Raw genomic sequence first — 15,591 nt, forward strand, 5'->3', positions numbered from 1 at the left:
GCTATCGACCCATTGCGGACGTAGCAGAATGAGCCAATCTAATTGTTGAGGCTGTAGATACGTTCGATTTCTGTAGGAGATAGCTTCAACAGACATTGCTCTACTGCTGCGGAAGCTACCGAAAGCGGAAAATACATGGTGATAATTTCTCCGCCTGGTCGTGCTTTCCACGATTGAGACTCATGTGGTAAATCGCATTCATCGCCGAGATAATCCGAAATGAAGTCGAAAAGCTCATAGTCGTCGACGACAAGGACACATCGGCTCTGCTCGTACAGTCCAATCTGAATATGTGGAAGTAGCTGTTTCATACCAACCTTGAGCAAAGCAATTCAAAGGTAACAATGTCGGCTTTTGGCCGATAGCGGCCGTTCCTCTCGGTTCAGTGTACGGCATCGGTTGCTCTAATGGCAAGTGTCGGGGCCAGATACTCGAATGGAATGCAATGCGTGTTCCGCCGTACCGGCCGTTTTTCCGCCGACCGGGTGCCTACCTTTTTCTGTCCGCCTAATCTGGATATCGGTCATGCTATCCTCAGCAATATTTTTAAAAACAACATCGGGGACAGCATGGATCGCAGGGATTTTGTACGGCTTGGATTGGCGGGCGGGGCAGTGGCTGGCGTGGCATACAGCGGGGCCGCGGCGGCCGGGCCAGCAGGCAGCATCCTGGAAGCAGGGGTACTCGAACAGCAGGCGGCAATGCGCGCAGGTAAGCTGAGCTCGCACTCGCTGGTCAAGCAATACCTCGCGCGGATCAAGGCCATCGACAAGGCCGGCCCGCGCATCAATTCGGTCATCGAACTCAATCCCGACGCACTCGGTATCGCCGCGCAAATGGACGGCGAGCGCAAGGCCGGCAAGGTGCGCGGCCCGCTGCACGGCATTCCTGTCCTCCTGAAGGACAACATCGCCACCGGCGACAAGATGTGCACAACCGCCGGCTCGCTGGCGCTGGACGGCGTGCGCGCCGTGCGCGACTCGCACGTCGCCGCGCAGCTGCGCGCTGCGGGCGCCGTCATCATCGGCAAGACCAACCTGAGCGAGTGGGCCAACATGCGCTCCTCGCATTCGACCAGCGGCTGGAGCGCGCGCGGCGGCCAGACCAAAAATCCGTACGCGCTGGACCGCAATACCAGCGGCTCCAGTTCCGGCTCGGGCGCGGCAATGGCGGCCAGCCTTGCAACCCTGGCGGTCGGCACCGAGACCGATGGCTCGATCGTGTCGCCATCGTCGACCTGCGGCCTGGTCGGCATCAAGCCGACGCTCGGCCTGGTCAGCCGCAGCGGCATTATCCCGATCGCCCATTCGCAGGATACCGCCGGCCCGATGACGCGCACGGTCGCCGACGCGGCGCTGCTGCTGGCCGCGATGGCGGGCGCGGACGAACGCGACCCGGCCACCAAAGCCAGCAAGGCCGCGGACTACCAGGCGGCGCTGGTCACCGACGGCCTTAAAGGCATGCGCCTGGGCGTAGCGCGTAACTTCTTCGGCCGTAACAAGGAAGTCGACGCCGTGATCGAGAAGTCGCTCGAGGTGCTGAAGGCGCAAGGCGCGACCCTGGTCGACGTGACGGTGCCGAACACGAACAAGTACGACGACAGTGAAATGGAAGTGCTGCTGTACGAATTCAAGCCCGGCCTCGCGGCCTACCTGAAGGAATACGCGCCGCATGCGCCGGTCAAGAACATGGCCGACGTCATCGCGTTTAACCTCAAGCGCCGCGACAAGGAGATGCCTTACTTCGAGCAGGAGCACCTGGTGGCGTCGAACGCCAAGGCGGGCCTGGACAGCAAGGAGTACCGCGACGCGCTGGCGAACAGTCTGCGCTACTCGCGCGAGGAGGGGATCGACAAGGTCATCGCGGAGCACAAACTCGATGCGCTGGTGGCGCCAACGGGCGGCCCGGCGTGGCTGACAGACTACATCAATGGCGACCATTACGGCGGCAGCTTCTCGTCGCCGGCCGCGGTGGCGGGCTACCCGCACGTCACTGTGCCCGCGGGCTATGTGCGCGGCCTGCCGGTGGGACTGTCGTTCGTGGCAGGCGCCTGGACCGAGGCGGCCCTGATCAGGATGGCATACGCATACGAGCAGGCGACCTTGCACCGCAAGGCGCCGCGCTTCGCAGCAAAGGCCAGCGTGTAAGGCTTATTTGGCTTTTTTAAGGCGCGTGAAAACGGGGCCCCACAGCGGATGCCCATGTTCACCCGGCGCCAGGTCGAACGATGGATCGAGCTTGAGGGCTTTTTCGAACTGCTTGCCGCACAGGGTCTTGCGCGACGTGACGCAGTAGCTGAAGGCCTGGTACTTCAGCGCTTCAAGCTGGCGCGCCTTGCTGCCGCCCGCGCTGATCTCGGCGGCGCCAAGGCGCTTGATGGCGCCATTGAAATCGCCCTTGTTATACAGCTCGATGCCTTCCTGGAGCGCGACCTGGTCGGCGCTCGGCGGCGCCGGTTGCGCAGGGGCGGGCGCCGGCTTCGGTGCGACTTGCGTGCCGGCGCAGCCGGCCAGGGAGGCCGCGACGCAGCCTGCGGATATCAGTTTAAGTAGTGGATTCATTCGGCGATTCTAGGTTATTTCGACTTTGCCGTGAAATCGTGCGCAATCGTGCCTGGCTGGCCTTTTTTGACGACGATGCGGGTCACGTGGTCAGGGAAGCCAGGATTGGCGACCTTCACCATGTGCACGCCGGCGGTCAAGGTCAGCTTCTTCAGCGGCGGGCTGACGCCGCGCTCCTTGCCATCCACGTACACGGTGCCCCACGGCTTGACGCTTAACTTGTAGCTGGCGGTCTCCGGCTTTGGCGGCGCCGGCCTGGCTTCGGCTGCAGGCGCGGCCAGCTCGGCCAGGCGCTTGCGCGCTGGCGTAACGTAGCGTCCCTGCGGATACTCGCGCAGGAAGGCCTCGAGGGCGGCAGCCGTCGTGCCAGAAGAGTCTTTGAGCTTGTCCCACGCCTGCGCTTCAAGGTCTGGCGCTGGCGCCTCGACAGCCAGCGGCGGCGCGACGACTGCAGCGGAAGGCGCAGGCGCAGGCGAAGCGGGCTGCGCGACGATCACGGCATCATCGCCGCCAGGGAGCGTGTAGAGCAGCGCGGCCGGCAGCAGCACCCCGGCAACCAGCGTGGCGATCATCCAGCGCGGGAAAGGCGCGCGTGGCGCCTTGATGATTTTCAGGGGCGTGCCGACCAGCGGCGTGGCCGAGGCCAGCGGCGCCAGGCGCGGCACATGGTCGACCGTGGCGATGCGCTGGGTGGGGCCAGCGGGCCGTGGCCGCGGCATGCCGGGCTCGTGGATGCCGAGCAGGGCGCGGAAAGCGTCGATGGTCTGCGGACGCTCCTGGGCCGGCACGGCCAGCGCGCTGTCCAGCGCGCACAGGAAGCCTTCGCCGAAGCCCGGCAGGCCGCGGCCCGCCAGCGGCGTCATCGGGTCCTTGATCATCCGCGCGATCGACGTCGGCGGCGCTTCCCTGACGATGGCGAAGTACATGACCGCGGCCAGCGCGTAGATGTCGGTGAACGGTCCCTGTGGCAGCGACGCGTCGCCCGCATACTGTTCGATCGGCGCGTAGCCCGGCTTGAGGATGACGGTCAGGCCGCGCGTCATGTCGCCGATGATCTGGCGCGCCGAGCCGAAGTCGAGCAGCACGGCGTCGCCGTTGTCCTGCACGATGATGTTGTCGGGCGAGACGTCGCGGTGCAGCAGCTGCATCGTGTACAGCGTCTCGAGCGCGCCGAGGATCTGCTTGAGTACGCGCATGCACCACGCTTCGGTCACCACCTCCGGGCTGTTGGCGACGATGTCCTTGATCGTGCGGCCTTCGTAATACTGCATCGCCGTGTAGGCGGTCTGGTTCTGCTCCCAGAAGCGGTACACCTTGACCAGCGACGGATGGTCGAACTGGGCCAGGAAGCGCGCTTCGTTGATGAAACTTTTCAGGCCGAGGTCGAAGGTGTCCTGGTGGCGCTCGGCGCGCACCGTCACGCTGTGGTCGTGGGCGCGCGAGGCCAGCGGCCCGGGCATGTATTCCTTGATGGCGACGCTGCGCTGGAGCGAATGGTCGAACGCCATGTAGACGATGCCGAAGCCGCCTTCGCCCAGCACGCCGGTGATCTCGAAGTCGGCCAGCCGCGTGCCGATAGGCAGGCAGTTCTCGGAGCCTGCCAGTTTGTCGGCAGCGGTCATCATCCGGCCGCGCCCAGCATCACTGCGTAGGCGGAATAGTTGTCGCGTACCTTGCGCGAGGCGGTGGCGTGGGTCTGCGCGGTGGCGCACAGCGCCGCCAGCCAGTCTTCCGGGCCGCCAGAGGCGCGCAGGCTGCGTTCCATGTCGTCTTCGACCACCCATTCCCACAGGCCGTCAGTGCAGACCAGGAAGGCGTCGCCGGGCTGCACGCCGATTTCATCGCTGACGACGGGCGGCGTATCTCCGCCTGCGCCAAGGGCAGCGTACAAGATGTTCCGCTGCGGGTGGGTGCGCAGCTGGCCGGTGCTGGCGTAGCCGGCTTCGATCAGCTGCTGCGTCAGGCTGTGGTCCTTGCTCACGTAAAGCAGGCGGCCGTCGCGGAACAGGTAGATACGGGTGTCGCCGAGATGCGCCCACACCGCGCGCGCCGCCTGTTCGTCGATCAGCAGGGCGGCGAGGGTGGTGCTCATGTCCTGCCGTTCGGAGGCATGCTGCTTGTCGCGCGCCACGCTGGCGTTGGCCTGCTCCACGCGTGAAAGCAGGGCGGCCGCGCCGAACGCCGGTGCGGCCACAAACGTGCCGATCATTGTTTCGACCGCGATGCGCGAGGCGACTTCGCCGCCCGCGTGCCCGCCTGCGCCGTCAGCCACGACAAAGCAGGCCACGCCGCCTTTGCGGGCGTCGCCAATGGCGTCCTGGTTCGATTCGCGCATGCCGAGCGCGCTGATGCTGGCCCATGACAGGGCCACCGGCGCGCGGTCAGCCATGCGAGGCTTCCTTGTCGAAGCGGTCGACTTCCTGTTCGTACGCTTCCAGGAAGGCGGGGCCGAAGGCGCCCTTGAACTGGTCTTTCACCTCGCCAGCCAGCATGCTGTACTGGCGCACGTATTCGTGCCACTGCGCGGCCGGACGGCGCGATGGAACCAGTGCATCGAGCATGCCGCCCGCTGCTGCGGATTCGAAATTTGCCGGGGACAGCCGCTTGACCACACTGTCCACGGTGGCGCGGCAGCCGGCGACCACGCCAAGCTGGTGCCCGCGCAGCGCGTGGCCGGCTTCTTCGATCGATTCAAGCGGTTCCATAAAGCCGGGCATTTTCTTGCGCAGCATTTGCGTGATGACGGTCGGGCTGTCGGGGAAAAACTTGAGCGGATTATTATTGCGGACCACGACCATCGTGAGGTCCGCCTTGGCTTCCTGCTTGACCAGGGAGCGCAAGGCCAACTGGTCGATCGCACCTTGCAGCGACGCGGCCAGCAGCTTGCCGACGAGTTCCATCTGCTCCGGGGTCAATGACGACGGCATCGCATCGGCGGTAATGCCGGCGCCGCGCAGGAACGCCTGGGTAAGGGCATCGGGTGCGCCCGCGTCGCTGTTTGCTGGGGAATCCGCAATCTTGCTCATTTGGCCACTCTATCGCTAGAGAATGTTTATGTGCGGCAATAATGCCAGATTTGGTTTCCGTATGCATTAGCGAAACGCACTCAACTGTGCGCTGTGGGACAGAAAGCCACAGAAAGTTCTCTCACACTAAAAGATTGACCAGGGACGGACTGAACTTTAGGCGCTGAAGCACGGAGGACGCATGAACGATGTATTTTATGGCAACACCATTTCTGATTGGATTGTGGCCGCTGGCATTGCAGCGGCAGTAGCACTGACGCTTTACGCACTGCGCTATTTCATCAAATGCCGGCTGGGAAAGCTGGCGCAGCACACCGAGACCAAGATCGACGATATCTTGCTTGAGGTGCTGGGCTCAACGTATTTTGTATTCATCCTGTTGGCGGCCCTGTACATCGGCAGCCTGTCCCTCGCGTTGCCGGCAAAGACCGCGCTCATCCTCTCGCGCTTGGCGGTGGCGGGCTTCCTGTTCCAGGCGGCGATGTGGGGCGACGCCGGCATCCGCGCATGGCGCAACCATTCGCAGGACAAGCATGGCCTGCTTGGCAACCATGGCGGCGTGTCGTCGGTCGGGACACTGTTTTTCATGGCCCGTATGGTGCTGTGGGTGGTGGTCGCGCTCATGGTGCTCGACAACCTCGGCGTAAACATCACGACCCTGGTAGCCAGCCTTGGCGTGGGCGGTATCGCTGTCGCGCTGGCGGTGCAGAATGTGCTCGGGGACTTGTTCGCCTCGCTGTCGATCGTTCTCGACAAGCCGTTTGTCGTGGGCGACACCATCATCGTGGGCGATGCGCAGGGAACGGTGGAATATATCGGCGTGAAGACCACGCGCCTGCGCAGCCTGAGCGGCGAGCAGATTGTGTTCTCCAACGCAGAACTGCTGAAAAGCCGCATCCACAACCAGCAGCGCATGGTGTCGCGGCGCGCGACATTTTCCATTGGCGTCACCTATGACACAACGCGCGAACAGTTGCAGTCGATTCCAGGCATGCTAAAGGCGATTGTCGAAGCGGAGCCCAACGCCACGTTCGACCGCGCGCACTTTGCGCGCTTTGGGGCGTCGTCGCTGGATTTTGATGTGGTGTATCACATCAAGACTGCCGATTACATGGTGTTCATGGACACCCAGCAGTCGATTTTCCTGAAAGTGTTCGAGCAGTTCGGCGCTGCGGGAATCGATTTTGCGTACCCAACCAGCGTCGTCAAGCTCGAAGCCGGCGGCGCGGGCGAGCCGGACGTGGACCAGCCGTCCGCCTCCCGCCGCGCGCCTTACCAGGTGATCAAGCCTCGATAAAGCGCATCTTGAAGCTGCGGCCCTTGAAGCTGCCGAAGTCGGGGCCGAGCTTGTTGCCGGCGTTGAGGCGCTTGAATGCCAGTTCGGCCACATGGCGGTCGATTGCGACGTAGGTCTGGAACTCGGTGACGTTGATTTTGCCGACCTGTTCCTTGGTCAGCTTGGCGTCGCCGGTCAGGGCGCCCAGCACGTCGCCGGGCCGCAGCTTGTCCTTTTTGCCGCCGTGGATGACCAGCGTGACCATGGGGGCGGGCGCCGCTTCGCGGCCTTCGTCCTCGAGCTCCTTCAGGTCGTGCCATTCGACCGGCGCGCCCTGGTATTCCTCGATCAGGCGCACCCACTTTTTTTCGTTCGGCGCGCACAGCGACAGCGCCAGGCCAGATTCGCCGGCGCGGCCGGTACGGCCCACGCGGTGGATGTGCACCTCGGTGTCCTTCGAGACGTCGACGTTGATCACCGCGCCAAGGTTGGCGATGTCGAGGCCGCGCGCGGCCACGTCAGTTGCCACCAGCACCGAGCAGCTTCGATTGGCGAACAGCACCAGGATCTCGTCGCGTTCTCGCTGTTCCAGGTCGCCATACAGCGCAAGCGCCGAGAAGCCTTGCGAACGCAGTTCGTCGGCCAGTTCCTGGCAGTGCACCTTGGTGTTGCAGAAGGCCAGGGTGGACGCCGGCTGGAAGTGCTTCAACAGGCGGCCGACGGCGTGGTCGCGCTCATCGAAGCCGACCTCATAGAAGCGCTGCTCGATCGCATCGCCGGTATGCTGCGCTTCGACCTTGATCTCGACCGGATCGATTAGAAACGGCTCGGTGGCGCGGCGGATGTCGTCCGGGTAGGTCGCCGAGAAAAGCAAGGTCTGGCGGCGCTGCGGGCAGGCGCTGACGATGCCGGCGATTTCGTCGTAGAAGCCCATGTCGGTCATGCGGTCCGCTTCGTCGAGCACCAGGGTCTGCACGTGCGACAGGTTGATGGTGCCGCGCCCGAGGTGGTCGCGGATGCGGCCGGGCGTGCCGACCACGATGTGGGCGCCGTGTTCGAGCGACGCGATCTGCGGGCGCATCGGCGCGCCGCCGGTCAGGGTCAGCACTTTGATATTGCCTTCGCCGCGCGCCAGGCGACGCAGTTCGTTCGCCACCTGGTCGGCCAGTTCGCGCGTCGGGCACAGCACCAGTCCCTGCACCGCGAACCATGCGGGATTGAGCTTGTGCAGGATGCCGATGCCGAAGGCCGCGGTCTTGCCGCTGCCGGTCTTGGCCTGCGCGATCAGGTCGCGGCCTTCCAGCACCGGCGGCAGGCTTTGCGCCTGGATCGGCGTCATTTCGTGGTAACCGAGCGTGTCGAGGTTGGCCAGGAAGGTCGGCGTCAGGGGCAGGGTGGCAAAGGCGTTTGGATTCATGTGGGCTGGCCGGCAAATAGGGAACAGGCCCAGTTTATCAGGCGACCGGGCCGAGGGGTAAGCGCATGCGGCGGTGGGCCGCTTAAATCATGGTCAGGCCGAGGCCCAGATGGGCAGGCCGGTCAGGTCGAGATTGTCGTCGCGGCGCCAGACGGGCAGGCCGCTGGCGTCGGTTTCATCGAGCAGTTCGAGCTGTTCTTGCTTGAGGGAGGATTTGCGCTGGCGCGGTGCACTCGCGCGCTTGACTTCAATCGTGGACGCTACCAGCGGGAGCGCTGCCTCGAAACCCGGCAGGTCAAACGTCGCATTATCTTTTTTGTCTCTCATGTCGACCTCTTGCCACCACGCGCGTTGACCGCGACGCCTGGTGCTGGAACGGCTTAAGGCAGCCATTCCCATTCTTAAAAACAAAAGCCCGGCTGCGGGAGTCGGGCTTTGTAGTGGTATTTGGTTGCGGGGACAGGATTTGAACCTGTGACCTTCGGGTTATGAGCCCGACGAGCTGCCAGACTGCTCCACCCCGCACTGCGAATTGTACAGACTATTGGGGGATGAAGCAATGAACAATCTTGACCTGGTGTTTTTAAGCCGCCGCGAGGCGCCACAGTGACGTTACCTCAGCGGCGCGCGCCGCATGCAGCGGATCGCTGGCATCGCTGGCGCGCGGGTGGGTAGGGCGCACGTCGATGCGGCCGAGGACTTTCAGACCGGCCGCTTCGATCCAGCCCAGCAGTTGTTCGCGCGGGCGCAGGCCGAGGTGCTCGGCCAGGTCCGACAGGATCAGCCAGCCTTCGCCGCCTGGTTCCAGGTGCGCGGCCAGCCCGCTAAGGAAACCTCGCAGCATGCGGCTCTCGGGATCGTAGATCGCGTATTCGATCGATGAGCTGGGACGGCCCGGCAGCCACGGCGGATTACATACCACCAGCGGTGCGCGGCCTTCCGGGAACAGGTCGGCCTGCACGACCTGGACCTGCTCCTGCAGCTCCAGGCGCTGGATGTTTTCGCGCGCGCAGCTGAGCGCGCGCTGGTCCATGTCGGTGGCGATGACCTGCTTGATGCCGCGCTGCGCCAGCACTGCCGCCAGTACGCCGGTACCGGCGCCGATGTCGAAGGCGCGCGTTGCGCCCGCAGGCAGCGGGGCGTCGGCCACCAGCTGCACGTACTCGCCGCGGATCGGCGAGAACACGCCGTAGTGCGGATGGATGCGCGCGCCCAGCGCCGGAATGTCGACGCCGTTCTTGCGCCATTCATGCGCGCCGATCACGCCCAGCAGTTCGCGCAGCGACGCCACGAACGGCTCCTCGCCGCGGCCGTAGGCTTCGTTGCACGCCAGCTTGACGTCGGGCGCGCGGCGCAGCGGGATCGTGTAGTCGGCGTCGAACGGAATCAGCAGCATGGCGAGGGTGCGCGCGCGCTGCGACTGGGCCTGGCGGTGCAGGTGGAAGGATTCGGCCAGCGTTGGCGCGGCCTTCGGTTCCTTGCTGCGCTTCGGCTTGCCGCCCTTGTGGTCGGCGCGGCGCGCGAGCGCCTGCAGCAGCTGGCGCGCGTTCTGGAAGTCGCCGCGCCACAGCAGCGCGGTGCCTTCGCAGGCCAGGCGGTAGGCCACGTCGGCCGGTGTCTTGTCGTCGGCGATGACGACCTTTTTTGGCGCTGGCATGCCGCTTTCGGAACGCCACAATGCCGAGCGCTCCTGGTCGGATTCGGTCCAGTGGATGCGGGCAGGGGAGTGTGGGTTCATGAAGGGCAATCGAAGGTCAGTGATGATGCGACCAGTTTCCATCGCTGGACTGGAGGTAGGAAGCGACCGCGTCCGGGTTGCCGGTCGCGTGGCGCTTCAGCTCGCCGCACGCGCACAAGCCCTGGTAAGGCTGGATGTGTGAGCAGGCGGAAACTTTTTGCAGGAAAACTTTGACTGGCTTCGTGCATTTGTCGCACTTGAAGGTCAGCACGCGGGCAGGCTTGGACATGATGTGGCTCAGGCAGGTTCAGGAAAGCGCGCATTTTATCACCGGGCCGCGCCGCCCAACTTGTGGACGGCGATGGCGAACCCCACATTGAATCAGCGAACGGCAGTCAACTGAACCAGCGCCGCCGCGTTTACGGGGCAGGCCACATGTGGCCGTTCCAGGAGCAGGCAAGCATGAACAAGCACAAGCAACCCACCAAGGAAAGCGTCAGGGAGTGGCTGCGCGCCGAAGTGCAGCGCCGCCGGCCGCCTCCCGATCCTTCCCAGATCCGCCGCGAGCTGGGTTGGGAGCTTGTGCGCACCGTGCCGCCCTGCCATAAACGCTGAGCGCCTCACTGCACCGTGACGCTGCTGGTGCCGCCGCCTGACGGCTGGACCAGGATTTTTGTCGAGATCCGTTCGGTCATCTCCTGAACGTGCGAGATCACGCCGACCTTGCGGCCGGTGGCGTGCAGGCCGTCGAGGGCATCCATCGCGACGCGCAGGGTGTCGCTGTCGAGGCTGCCGAAGCCTTCGTCGATAAACAGCGACTCGACCCGCACCCGGTTCGACGACAGCGACGCCAGTCCCAGCGCGAGGGCCAGCGACACCAGGAACGATTCGCCGCCGGACAGCGAATTGACGGAGCGGATTTCACCGCCCATGTCCTGGTCGCGCACCAGCAGGCTGAGCGACGGGCCGCCGCTGGTCAGCACCCGTTCGAGCCGGTAGCGGCGCGCCAGGTGCGACAGGTGGCTGTTGGCGTAACCGAGCAGCACGTCAAGCGTGAACTGCTGGGCGTAGTTGCGGAATTTCTTGCCGTCGGCTGAACCGATCAACTCGTTCATCTGCCCCCAGCGCCGCTCCACGGCCTGCTGCGCTTCGATGTCGGCCATGACCGATTTCGCGCTCTCGCGGCGGACTTCATCCTGCGCCACCTGCAGCCTGAATGCGGTGGCGGCGTCGTGCGCGGCCTTGCGCTCGGCTTCCAGCGCCGCCAGTGCCTGCGCCAGCGCCGCCGCGGGCCCGGACGATCCAGCCAGCGGGCTTTGCAGGTGCAGCTCACGGCGCGCGCGCCGTTCCGCCAGCACGGTGGCGGCAGTGGCTGCCGCCGTCTCCAGCGCGGCCAGGGCGGCGCGCTCCTGCGCGATCCACGACGGGGCGAGCGCGAGCAGCTTGTCCACCGTTTCGCCATCGACCGGGTCGAGCCCCGGATGCTGTTCGCCGAATCCCGCCAGCCAGGCATGGAGCCGGGCGTCGGCAGCGGTGGCCTGCGCCTCGATCGCGGCAAGCCGCTCCTTGTTGTGGGCCAGCGATTCACGCGCACGGGTTTCCGCGTGCGCGGCGTGCTCGCGCGCAGCCTGCTGGCTTGCCAGCTGGGCGCGTGCGTTGTCGATGGCCAGCAGCAGCGCCGCCTCGACGTCCGCCACCGGCTTGCCGTCCCACAGCGTCATGCGCTCGCGCCGCTTGCCGTCCAGTTCACGGTCGATGCGCTCGAACGCCGCCTGCGCCTCGCTCGATAGCTGGTCGCACTGGCTGCAGCGCATCTGCAAGGCGGCGTGTTCGACCGTCTGCGTTGAAATCGATACCGTCAGCGCCGCGTGCCTGGCGGCTTGTTCGTTCCATTGCGCGGCTTCGCCGGCGCGGTGGGCGCGGAAGCCTTCCGGGTCCGTCAGCCACGCATCGCGCCACGGCGAAGGGCCGATCACGTCGTCCAGTTCGTCCAGGATCGCAGCCAGGCTGGCCGCCGCATGGGCATGGCGCTCCGCCACCGAGGCGTGATTGGCGCTGGCTTGCGCAGCCGTGGCGCGCGACGTGCTGGCAGCTTCCTGCAAGCGGTCGCGTTCCGCCGCGCCCAGGTCGCATGCGGCCTGGGCCTTGTCGCGCGCATCGGCGGCGGCGCGTTCCGCCTGCTCCTGCGCGTCCAGCTCGCGCGAACTTGCGCGCGTGATCTCCATCTGCGCGGCGAACCATTCGCTGCGCTGTCCTTCATCCGGAACTTCGGCAGCCAGCGGACTTGATGCCCACAGCGCTTGCGCCTGTTCCAGCGCCGGCTCCAGCGCCGCCTGCTCGCGCAAGCACGCGGCCGACTGCTGCTCATTGGCCGCGATGATCGCGCGCTGCGCGCTTTGTGCCGACAGGTTCTCGGCCGCCACCGCGCGGCAGCGGATCACTTCGGCGTCCAGGCTTGCCAGCATCGCCCGCAGGCTTGCATCCTGGTTCTGGTATGGGTGGTCGGCGCTGCCGCAGACAGGGCAGGGCTCGCCGTCTTCAAGCGTCTCGCGCAAGTCCTCAACACTGCCGGCGCATGCCAGCTGGGCGGCATGGTGCGAACGCTCGGCCTGCACACGGGCCGCGTCGATGGCCACCGCGTCAGCCGTGGCCGCCGCGAGCAAGGCTTGCGCGCTTGCCGTGGCCTGGGCCAGTTCGCTCGCACGGGCGGTGGCCTGGTTCAAACGCAGGCGCAGCGCGTCCAGACCGGTCCACGCTTTTTCGCCCGCGGCCAGGCTGTCGCGCCGCTGGTCGAGTGCCTGGCGGGCGGCGCGCAAACCGCGCGCGTTGAACGTGGTGAGCGCAGCAATGGCCTGCTGCCTTGCCGCTTCCAGCGCCTGCAAACGCGCGCCGGATTCGGACAGCGCAACTGCGGCGGCCTGCTCGGCGGCGCGGGCGGACTGCAGCGCAGCGTCCGCTTGCACCAGTTCGGCCGCAAGGCTGCGTTCGCGCCCGATGTCCTTGCTGGCCTGGGCAAACAGCTTGTCCCAGCGCGGCCACTGCGCAGCGAGTGGTTCAAGGCGCCGGTGCGCTTCAAGCCAGGCGCCTGCCGACTGATGGGCAATGCGGTTGGCATTGAGCGCCGTTGCTGCCTGCGCCGCCGCGGCAGTTGCCGCATTCAGTTCGCTGGCCGCTGCTGTGCGGGCTGCGCTGGCCGCCGAATGCGCGGGGGCCAGCGCCGACATCGTGGCGTCAAGGCGCTTGGCGGCATCGAGTTGCGGACCTGCGGCGCGCTGCGCCTGTTCCGCCGCTTGTACACGGCTGTTGATGTCCGCCAGTGCCTTCGCCGCCTGCTCCTGCGCGGCCACGGCCGCCGCCAGCGCGTCGTCGCAGGCCGTAAGAGAGGCCTGCACGTTGGCGCGTTCCGCCGCAAGGCGGGCGCGCTCCGCGACCAGCGGACGGGCCGGCTGGACCGCCTCGATGGCTGCCAGGTGGCGCTTCCTGCCATTGGCGGCATCGACGGATTGCACGCTTTCCGCCAGCGACGCCTCGGCCTGCCCGATCTGCCCGGCCAGCTTGTCCAGCTCCTCCTGCCAGCGCAGCTGCTGTTCCAGTGCGGCTTTGCGGACGTCGGCCTGGGATAAGGCTGCGTCGGCCGCCGCGGCCTGGGCATCGAGTTCGGCGCGCGCCTCCGCAGGCAGCGGCGTCTGGTCCGCAAGGCGCGCCGCCAGCCGCTGCGACGCCGCCTGTTCCGCCTTGAAGCGTTCGAAGGCACGCCTGGAGATGGCGCTGTAAATCGCGCTGCCGGTCAGCGTCTCCAGCAGCTCGCCGCGTTCGTTTTCCTCGGTTTTGAGGAAGGCGGAGAACTCGTTTTGCGCCAGCAGTACCGCGCGTGTGAACTGTTCGAACGACAGGCCGACCCGCTGCGCGATTTCGGACAGCACTTCGGTATTGGTTTTGCCCAGCGGCGCCAGCTCCGGCAGCTGGTGCAGGGACATCGAGGACTTCTGCAGCGGCCCCGCGACCTTGTTGCGCGAGCGCTTGACGCTCCAGCGCGCCCGGTAACGCAGGGCGTCGTTGCCGACGAAGTCGACCTCGGCCCATGCGTCGGTGGCGCCGCGGCGCAGCAGGGTGCGCGGGTCGTGCACCGACACCGTGTCGTCGCCGACATCCGGCAGCAGGCTGGCGCTCTTGCGCTTGAGCAGGCGCGGCGTGGCGTCGTACAGCGCCAGGCACATGGCGTCGAGCAGGGTGCTTTTGCCGGCGCCGGTCGGTCCGCTGATCGCAAACAGGCCGGACGAGGCGAGCGGCTCCTGCTCGAAGTCGACGCAGAACTCACCCGCCAGCGATGCGAGGTTGCGGCCGCTGATCTTCAGTATCCTCATGGTTTGCCCGCCTCAGCAGGCGCGGCCAGCATCAGTTCGGCGAATGCGCTCAGGTGTTCGGGGTGCGCTTCTTCGCCGTACTGCTGCAGGTACAGGCGGCGGAAGATGTCGTCCGGCTGGAGCTCGGCCAGCTGCTCAAGCGAAAGGGCGGCGGTGTCGGCGCTGGACGGATCGCGCTTGCGGGTCGGCTCGATTTTCGCCAGCCGCACCGGCTTGCCGGCGAGCGCCGCTTCGATGCGCCCGCGCAGGCCGGGTTCCGGGGCGTCGAGCAGCACGCGGACCTCAAGGAAGGGTTGCAGTTCATGCGGCAGGTCGGCCAGTTCCAGCGCTTCGAGCGCGGCAATCGCTTCTTCCAGCGGCGCGGGCTGCGGCGGCACGCGCAGCAGCTCCACGGCGCGCGGCACCATCAGCGGCGTGACCTCGGCCGCGTTGCCGCCGGCCAGGTCGACCCGCAGCACCTGGTGCTTGTAGCCGGTTTCGGCGAACGACAGCGGCAGCGGGCTGCCGCAATAACGGATGTGCTCTTTCTGCCCGACGCGCTGGGCAAGGTGCAGGTGGCCGAGGGCGGCGTAGGCGATCGCCGGGTCGAAAATCCCGGCGGGCAGCGCTTCGGTGCCGCCGATGACGATGCGGCGTTCGGAATCGTTGGACGATTCGCCGTTGACCATGTGGCAGTGGCCCATGGCGACGATCGCTTCGCCGTTCGCGCACCTGGCGCGCGCCAGCGCGAACGCCTGTTCATACAGCAGCCCGATGCCATGCAGGTAAGGATCGAGGCCTTCTTCCAGCGCCTCGCTGCGCGGCACGTCGCCGGGGCGCAGGAACGGCACGGCGAGGCACCACGCCGCGACGGCGCCGTCCTTTCCATGCAAGGGCACCAGCAGGCGATCGAGCTCGATGGCGCCGTCCCCGTTGCGGATGACATTGCCGATAACGCTGGTGCCGTGCGCTTCCAGCAGCGGCGCCGGCGCCTCCAGCCGGCCCGGCGAGTCGTGGTTGCCTGCGATGACGACGATGTCCAGCTGCGGGGCGCGCTCGCGCGCCTGCCGCAGGAAGCGGTAAAGCTGCTTCTGGGCGCTGGCCGACGGATTGGCGGTGTCAAAAATGTCTCCGGCGATCAGGAGGGCGTCGGCCTGCTCCGACACGATCGTGTCGAGCAGCCAGTCGAGGAAGCGCTGGTGCTCGTAGCTGCGTTCGTAGTTGTGGAGGGCCTGGCCCAGATGCCAGTCGGAGGTATGCAACAGCCGCATCGGATACGCTTGGGTGAAA

Annotated in this window: 13 protein-coding genes and 1 tRNA gene; 3 read left to right on the forward strand and 11 right to left on the reverse strand. The window is 66.2% G+C overall.

What is annotated here, in order from left to right; translation table 11 throughout:
- Positions 1-569: 569 nt before the first annotated feature.
- Positions 570-2,147 (forward strand): amidase, encoded by a 1,578-nt coding sequence (locus tag LMJ30_RS13045; RefSeq protein ID WP_229432763.1) that lies wholly within the window; start codon positions 570-572, stop codon positions 2,145-2,147.
- 3 nt (positions 2,148-2,150) lie between these two features.
- Here LMJ30_RS13045 and LMJ30_RS13050 read toward each other — a convergent pair whose 3' ends face one another.
- The 4 genes from LMJ30_RS13050 to tagH are packed head-to-tail and all read right to left on the reverse strand — an operon-like array spanning position 2,151 to position 5,587.
- On the reverse strand, positions 2,151-2,561 hold the full coding sequence (locus LMJ30_RS13050) for a TssQ family T6SS-associated lipoprotein (RefSeq protein WP_229432764.1): 411 nt from the start codon (positions 2,559-2,561) through the stop codon (positions 2,151-2,153).
- Positions 2,562-2,575: 14 nt separating this feature from the next.
- Complete coding sequence (locus tag LMJ30_RS13055; RefSeq protein WP_229432765.1) at positions 2,576-4,186, reverse strand: serine/threonine-protein kinase; 1,611 nt, start codon at positions 4,184-4,186, stop codon at positions 2,576-2,578.
- Positions 4,183-4,950, reverse strand: coding sequence for a PP2C family protein-serine/threonine phosphatase (locus tag LMJ30_RS13060; RefSeq protein WP_229432766.1), 768 nt, complete (start codon positions 4,948-4,950; stop codon positions 4,183-4,185). The genes LMJ30_RS13055 and LMJ30_RS13060 overlap by 4 nt, the downstream gene beginning before the upstream one ends.
- The gene (gene tagH, locus LMJ30_RS13065) at positions 4,943-5,587 is read right to left on the reverse strand and encodes a type VI secretion system-associated FHA domain protein TagH (RefSeq protein WP_229432767.1); all 645 of its coding nucleotides are present in this window, start codon (positions 5,585-5,587) and stop codon (positions 4,943-4,945) included. Before tagH ends, LMJ30_RS13060 begins: the two co-directional genes overlap by 8 nt.
- Positions 5,588-5,768: 181 nt before the next feature.
- Here tagH and LMJ30_RS13070 point away from each other — a divergent pair, with 181 nt between their 5' ends.
- Positions 5,769-6,884 carry a mechanosensitive ion channel family protein gene (locus tag LMJ30_RS13070; RefSeq protein ID WP_229432768.1) on the forward strand — a complete coding sequence of 372 codons (1,116 nt, stop codon included), beginning with the start codon at positions 5,769-5,771 and terminating at the stop codon, positions 6,882-6,884.
- Here the strand turns inward: LMJ30_RS13070 and dbpA are convergent.
- The 5 genes from dbpA to LMJ30_RS13095 form a co-directional block, all read right to left on the reverse strand.
- A complete protein-coding gene (dbpA, locus tag LMJ30_RS13075; RefSeq protein ID WP_229432769.1) occupies positions 6,871-8,280 on the reverse strand; it encodes an ATP-dependent RNA helicase DbpA in 1,410 nt (469 codons plus the stop codon). The two genes, LMJ30_RS13070 and dbpA, sit on opposite strands and share 14 nt — an antisense overlap.
- 93 nt (positions 8,281-8,373) lie before the next feature.
- Positions 8,374-8,607, reverse strand: coding sequence for a hypothetical protein (locus LMJ30_RS13080; protein WP_229432770.1), 234 nt, complete (start codon positions 8,605-8,607; stop codon positions 8,374-8,376).
- A 121-nt stretch (positions 8,608-8,728) separates the two neighbouring features.
- Positions 8,729-8,805 (reverse strand) — tRNA-Met (locus LMJ30_RS13085).
- A 58-nt stretch (positions 8,806-8,863) separates the two neighbouring features.
- On the reverse strand, positions 8,864-10,018 hold the full coding sequence (locus LMJ30_RS13090; protein WP_229432771.1) for a methyltransferase: 1,155 nt from the start codon (positions 10,016-10,018) through the stop codon (positions 8,864-8,866).
- Between the two features lie 16 nt (positions 10,019-10,034).
- A complete protein-coding gene (locus LMJ30_RS13095; protein WP_229432772.1) occupies positions 10,035-10,247 on the reverse strand; it encodes a hypothetical protein in 213 nt (70 codons plus the stop codon).
- A 173-nt stretch (positions 10,248-10,420) separates the two neighbouring features.
- On the opposite strand from LMJ30_RS13095, the gene LMJ30_RS13100 reads away from it, so the two are divergent.
- Positions 10,421-10,573, forward strand: coding sequence for a hypothetical protein (locus LMJ30_RS13100; RefSeq protein WP_229432773.1), 153 nt, complete (start codon positions 10,421-10,423; stop codon positions 10,571-10,573).
- 5 nt (positions 10,574-10,578) lie between these two features.
- Here LMJ30_RS13100 and LMJ30_RS13105 read toward each other — a convergent pair whose 3' ends face one another.
- A complete protein-coding gene (locus LMJ30_RS13105; protein ID WP_229432774.1) occupies positions 10,579-14,322 on the reverse strand; it encodes an AAA family ATPase in 3,744 nt (1,247 codons plus the stop codon).
- Positions 14,319-15,572, reverse strand: coding sequence for an exonuclease SbcCD subunit D C-terminal domain-containing protein (locus LMJ30_RS13110; protein WP_229432775.1), 1,254 nt, complete (start codon positions 15,570-15,572; stop codon positions 14,319-14,321). Before LMJ30_RS13110 ends, LMJ30_RS13105 begins: the two co-directional genes overlap by 4 nt.
- Positions 15,573-15,591 lie beyond the last annotated feature (19 nt).

The organism is Massilia agrisoli (genome assembly GCF_020831365.1).
GTDB lineage: Bacteria > Pseudomonadota > Gammaproteobacteria > Burkholderiales > Burkholderiaceae_D > Telluria_A > Telluria_A agrisoli.